At 76.4% G+C, this 499-nt stretch carries 1 protein-coding gene; it reads left to right on the forward strand.

Annotated elements, in window-relative coordinates:
* Positions 1-420, forward strand: a 420-nt coding sequence (locus tag ACOV8S_RS08030) for a Rieske (2Fe-2S) protein (protein WP_448316970.1), incomplete at its 5' end; no start/stop codon positions are given.
* Positions 421-499 lie beyond the last annotated feature (79 nt).

Here is a 499-nt window from a genome sequence, read left to right on the forward strand (position 1 = left end):
CACCTCGCCTACCGGCAGGCGGCGGGAGCCAACCACGCCGAACAGGTGCCCCACCTGGTGCGGCCGGGCTGGCACGGCCTCGGCGGCGTGTCGGACCTTCCGGTCGGACAGGCGGTCCGGCGGGAGGTGGACGGCGTCCCGGTGATGGTGGTCCGGGTCGACGAGGACACCGTGCGGGTGCTCGCCGAGCACTGCAGTCACCTGGCGGGTCCGCTGTCGCAGGGCGAGATCTCCGACGGTTGCGTGCGGTGTCCCTGGCACGGCAGCGTGTTCCGGCTCGAGGACGGCTGGAACGTGCGGGGGCCTGCCACGGCTCCCCAGCCCGCGTTCGACACACGGGTGGTCGACGGGCGCCTGGAGGTCAGGCTGCGGGGCATCGCCCCCGAGAGCCAGGAGGAGGAACCTGCCGGGGCGGGCTGACGCGAGGGGCCCCCGCCGGGTGCGGGGGACCGGCGTGCCGACGGGCCGGGTCCGGGCGGTGAGCCGGCGGGAGTCCCGC

Source organism: Streptomyces sp. CO7 (assembly GCF_053474865.1).